This window comes from Phyllobacterium sp. P5_D12 (assembly GCF_054049495.1).
Map to the genome: position 1 here is coordinate 1 of NZ_JBFUMG010000321.1, position 5,133 is coordinate 5,133.

Consider the following 5,133-nt stretch of genomic DNA (forward strand, 5'->3'; position numbering starts at 1 on the left):
TCAATGGTGTGGAAGCGGCGCGACAAATCCGGCTGCACAGTCCGAAGACCGAGGTCCTGATATTTACCCAGCACGATAATGAAGCGCTGCTGCGCAACATACTTGAAGCGGGCGTGCGCGGCTATTTGCTGAAATCCGATGCCACGCAATATCTCATCCAGGCAGTGGAAGCATTGGAGCACCGCCAGCCGTTCTTTACCAAGACGGTGTCTGACATGCTCGTGTCATCCTATCTCGCTAAATCCGATGCTACGTCGAGTATTCTCACCTCGCGCGAAACGGCAGTGGTCAAACTGATCGCCGAGGGCCATAGCAACAAGGAGACGGCAGCGGTGCTTGGCCTTAGTGAGAAGACCGTCGAAAGCCACCGCGCGGCTGCGATGCGGAAACTGGATGCCAAATCCACCGCGGCCCTTGTTCGATATGCCATAAGAAACCGGTTGATCGAGGCTTGACGATGGTTTCGCGCAAAATGGTCAAGCATTACCATTACTCACCCGCCGCAATTTCCTCGAGCGAAAGCATCGACATGAATTACATCTCCGGAGCGACTGAGCTTCCGCGGCGCAGTCGCTTGGCCGCATTGCCGGTGCTTGGGCTGCTCACGCTCGCATTGGCCGGTTGCGCCGGGCATGCCAAGGGTGTGATGGCGCCAGTGGCCGTGACGGGTGCAACCGGTGGCTCAACGGTCGACATGCTCGTGGTGACCAGCCGCGTACCCTCGCACGATCCGGCGACGTTGTTTACGGGGGAGCGCAGCCCGACGCCCTATTTGACGGATATCACCGTATCTATCCCTTCCGATGCCAAGCGCAAAGCGGGAACAGTCCAGTGGCCGAAAAAGGTACCGCCGAATCCGGAAACGGACTTTGCCGTGACAAAAGTGCAGCAACTGCATTCCCCCGAAGAGGGACGCGCCTGGTTCCGCCAGCATGTCGTTAACGGGCATGCGATGGTCTTTGTCCATGGCTTCAACAACCGCTACGAAGATTCGGTTTTCCGCTTCGCCCAGATCATCCACGATTCCAAGGCTCAGGTGACGCCAATCCTGTTTACCTGGCCCTCGAGGGCACGCATCTTCGATTACAATTACGACAAGGAGAGCACCAACTTCTCGCGTACTGCGCTCGAACAGGGACTGCAAACGCTTGCCAAGGACAAGGACGTCAAGGAAATCACAGTCATGGCCCACTCGATGGGAACATGGCTCGCCATGGAATCGCTGCGGCAGATGGCGATACGCGACGGCCGGGTGCAGCCCAAGATAAAGAACGTGATCCTTGCCTCACCCGATATCGATGTCGATGTCTTCGCAAGGCAATGGAACGAACTCGGCAAGGATAAGCCGAAAATCACCATCTTCGTGTCGCAGGACGACAGGGCCTTGAAGGTGTCGCGGTTGATCTCGGGCGACGTCGATCGTCTTGGTGCGATCAATCCGGCGGCGGAACCTTACAAGACCAAGCTGGAAGCGGCCGGAATAACCGTCGTGGATCTGACGCAGGTCAAAACCGATGACGGGCTGCGCCACGGCAAATTCGCCGAAAGCCCGGAAATTGTCCAGCTCATCGGACAGCGGCTCGTGACGGGACAGACGCTTACCGATTCAGACGTTTCCTTCGCTGACGGCGTGACGGCGGTCGTGGCGGGAAGCGTCGGCACCGTGGGCAAAGTCGCCGCCACGACCGTGACCGCACCGCTCACCGTGCTCGAGGGCAACAAGATCGAATATAGACGCCCTAAATCCGACAGGTTGAACGAGACCCTGAACAGCAAGGCACCCACGCCCGAGCTTAGCTACTGAGCAGGGATGGGGGCCCGAGCGTGTCCGTAACTGCCCGACTTCGCGGTGGGTGCAAGGGAGAGCGAATTCGTCAATCGCCGGTCCCGCCCGGGCGAGGCAAGGGGAAGGGAGGCAACCCCGTGCCCTTGGCGATGCTGGTCCAAAATAGCGCCTGCAGCACCGATGTTACAGTAACATCGTTGCAAGAAATTCGGCCTCGACGCATCTTTGTTGCCTGAAGGCGTTTCTCGCGCCAATTCCAGCAAAAACCCTGAAACAGGTTTACTGCATGAAACGCATACTGCCAGCTCTTTTGATCCTGCTCTGCGCCTCCGAGATCGCCGCGGCCGAGCCGCTGCAATCGCGCATGCTCCAGCGCCAAACGGCCCGCGCCATCCGCAATGCGGGGTTCTGGTGCGACAAGATCACTGATGCCAGGATCGACAAGGCGCGATCCGCTGGCGGCCCCACGATCGTGCAGGTGACTTGCGATGACAAAACGACATTCGCGCAATACAGCCTGACAATGAACGCTACCAACAGCAAGGTAACGAAAATCGAACCTTGGAAGTGAACCGTCCAGGTTTCGTAGCCAAGAGACGTTACTTTTAGTTGGACGCGTCAGCCACCGGAGCAGGCAGAACAAAACCTGCCTTCGTCAAGCCGGCTCCAAGCTGGTCGACGATCTCCGGCGAATAGTGGCGGGCCGCCATATCGGAGCGAAACGACGCGGGGAAGTGCTTGCGCTTGGCGTTCAGCTGTTTTGCCGCTTCGTTTATATCTGCGGCATTCTTCATCTGGCCCGCTGCCGCAAGTTCGAGAATGTTGGCAATATAGTTTTCCGACCTGCCCATCTGCTGCACGCGGAGCAGCGCTTCCGCAAATTCTCCGCGCCGGTAAGCATCAAGCGCAAGCGTGAGCCCGGCATCGCTGGGCGCGGCACCATCGATCATCCCGGCTTTGACTGCCATTCCCACACCTTCCGCCCATCGGCCTACGGCGAAAAGCATAGCTCCTAGCCGGGCCGGGATAAGGTTATTGCCGGGATTGAGTCCCATTGCACGATATCCGGACACGAACGCCGCTTCCGTCTGACCATTGCGGAATTGAGCCAGCATTTGCGCATATCCGGCGCGGTCGGACATAGGGGCGAGCGAAACGGCTTTATTGGCCAGCGTCAGTGCCTGCGCAGTCAATTCGGTCGGCACTTCAGGCGCGTCCAGCTCAAGATTGACGATTGCGAGTTCGGCGTTGATGTCTGGACTGTTCGGTGCGTCCAGCAGTGATTTACCGAGGCAAGTTTGCACCTCTTGTAACAGGCCTGTATCGAGCTGTTCGAGAGCCACGGCAGACCGCAGGACGCAGCCATTGCCAAACGTCGGCGACCTCAGTTCACGCGTCAACTCCAGGCTGTTGATCACGCCGCGTGTGCCGGCGAACCGGTTTGCGAGGTCCGTAATCAGTTCGTAGCGAACGTCGATACCCGCCCTTCTGTCGACCTCGACGCGCTCGACTCCGGAACGCAGGGCTTCTCCCGTCACAGGATTGACAACCTGCCACCACACCGCACGGTCGTGGTCGTCAGGGTGATATTTGAGGATCACATGATAGCGAGTATCCATTCGACTTTGGGAACCGAACAGGGACCCGGCTGCCGATCGGATCCCGCCCGTTTCCGACACCATGTCTCCTGCCGCAAGCTTGAGCGTCTGATACTGCGACAGGGCCGTCATCAGATAATCGCGGATGAGCCCGGCCTCGATGTCCGTCTGGTCACCGGCCAATTTCATCTCGATGGCGACATTTGGCTTTTCCGAATAAACAGGCCCCCTTCCGGAAAGAAACCACAGGAAACCACAAGCGGCCGCCACAAGTCCTGCGAGAACGAGCCGCCGATCTAAGATCCTGCTCTTCCAGCCGGAATTTGTACTCCCGATTTCGGGTGCATCAAGAAGGTCGGCCTCGTCGAGAGTTTCAGTCTGGGGTGGGGCCTTGGTAAAAACAGGAATATAGCGTCCGCGCGGCAGCTCGATGCGGACGCTGCCTTCTTCGGCGTGAGCCTCATAATATTGGGCAAGAGAGGCGCGAAGCCGTGTCGCTTCTATGCGGACAATTGGATCCGTAGTGGGATCAAAACTGCAGGGGCGACCGAACACATCGACCGCGATCGTATAGGCCTTCACCGCAGCAGCGCGACCCTCGAACATTTCGCTGGCTACAAATCGCAGGAAATTCCTGTTGCGATCGGTCGAGTGAAACTGGGGATCGGACAAGAGCCTGTCCAATTCCTGCTTCGCCTCCTGTTCGGTGACCTCTTCGGTTTCCGTTGCGTCGATATTGACGTCAACTTCCATGGCAGACCCCCGTGCTTCAGCCTGGAACAGAATTGAACGGAACAGGCCAAGAAGCCATAGGGTGAATACCCCAGGTTGCACCGGAATTATACTGAGACACTTAGTTTAAACAGGATTGATCAGGAAACAAAGAGCTACGTCAGATTGATTGGTCAAGGCATTTTGCTGCGCGCCGCAATGCAGATATCAATAACTTCGTTTTCGATATCGGAACACAATGTCTCGTATTCCACCAACAGTCTGTCGTCCGAGGAGCCATTTCGCCGCAAGCGGTCAAGGGTTGAACTTGCTTCGTCGAACGCGTCGCAGAGGCTTACCAAAGTAGAATTCCGGGTACTGAGCATCTGCAGCTGCCCGCGCATCGCGGGCAGTTTGAGCATCAATTTCCAGAGTCCCCTTTGGGATGAAGCCGTTGACATTGCCGATGCTGAACCTCCGCTTCCGTCGTAAACTAATCCATTCGAGCTATATGCCGCCAAAAGGCAAGCGAACCGGCAATTGTGCAGAACACCCGGTTTCTGTCCGACGATAGTGCATAATTGATGCTCGCCGCGGGAGTACGTTACGGTAAAAACCGCGGGGACAGGTCCTAAGGGGCGGAAAATATTCTGATCATGTTCAACGTGGAGGTATGGCCTTGTCTCTTCTGGCCCCGCCTTTGTTACCGTTACGTACTTACAAACGGCCACTCCACTGGCGAACGTGTCCGCGACGAACAAGGCCAATGACCTTCATGGAACATGCGAATTCAAAATCCCCGTCCGATGCGATTTCGGTGGACTTGTCCGCGCGGCGCACTGGAATGTCATTCCAGCGGACACGGATGAGCGCCGACCGCACCTTGATGTCGGTGATCCGCACGTCCCTCTCACTGATCGGCTTTGGATTTACAATATTCCAGTTCTTCGAGAAGTTGCGCGATGCGGGCACACTTACCCATGCCGGGGCGCCGCGTAGTTTCGGACTGGCGCTTGTCCTTCTCGGCATATGCATGCT

The 5,133-nt window shown here is 57.3% G+C and carries 6 protein-coding genes; 4 read left to right on the top strand and 2 right to left on the bottom strand.

Translation table 11 applies throughout. The annotated features are described in order from the left end of the window. The 3 genes from ACXJ5O_RS18265 to ACXJ5O_RS18275 form a co-directional block, all read left to right on the top strand. Window positions 1-455: LuxR C-terminal-related transcriptional regulator (locus ACXJ5O_RS18265; RefSeq protein ID WP_457301131.1), on the top strand; the 455-nt coding region annotated here is incomplete at its 5' end. Window positions 456-529: 74 nt separating this feature from the next. Further along, entirely contained in the window at window positions 530-1,804 is a 1,275-nt protein-coding gene (locus ACXJ5O_RS18270) for an alpha/beta hydrolase (RefSeq protein ID WP_457301136.1), read from the top strand. A gap of 268 nt (window positions 1,805-2,072) precedes the next feature. Beyond that, entirely contained in the window at window positions 2,073-2,357 is a 285-nt protein-coding gene (locus tag ACXJ5O_RS18275) for a hypothetical protein (RefSeq protein ID WP_457301132.1), read from the top strand. A 34-nt stretch (window positions 2,358-2,391) separates the two neighbouring features. Here the strand turns inward: ACXJ5O_RS18275 and ACXJ5O_RS18280 are convergent, their stop codons facing one another. Both ACXJ5O_RS18280 and ACXJ5O_RS18285 read right to left on the bottom strand, forming a co-directional pair. Next, the gene (locus ACXJ5O_RS18280; protein WP_457301133.1) at window positions 2,392-4,137 is read right to left on the bottom strand and encodes a hypothetical protein; all 1,746 of its coding nucleotides are present in this window, start codon (window positions 4,135-4,137) and stop codon (window positions 2,392-2,394) included. A gap of 152 nt (window positions 4,138-4,289) precedes the next feature. Continuing rightward, the gene (locus ACXJ5O_RS18285; RefSeq protein ID WP_457301134.1) at window positions 4,290-4,520 is read right to left on the bottom strand and encodes a hypothetical protein; all 231 of its coding nucleotides are present in this window, start codon (window positions 4,518-4,520) and stop codon (window positions 4,290-4,292) included. Window positions 4,521-4,861: 341 nt separating this feature from the next. On the opposite strand from ACXJ5O_RS18285, the gene ACXJ5O_RS18290 reads away from it, so the two are divergent. Next, window positions 4,862-5,133, top strand: a 272-nt coding sequence (locus tag ACXJ5O_RS18290; protein ID WP_457301135.1) for a YidH family protein, incomplete at its 3' end; no start/stop codon positions are given.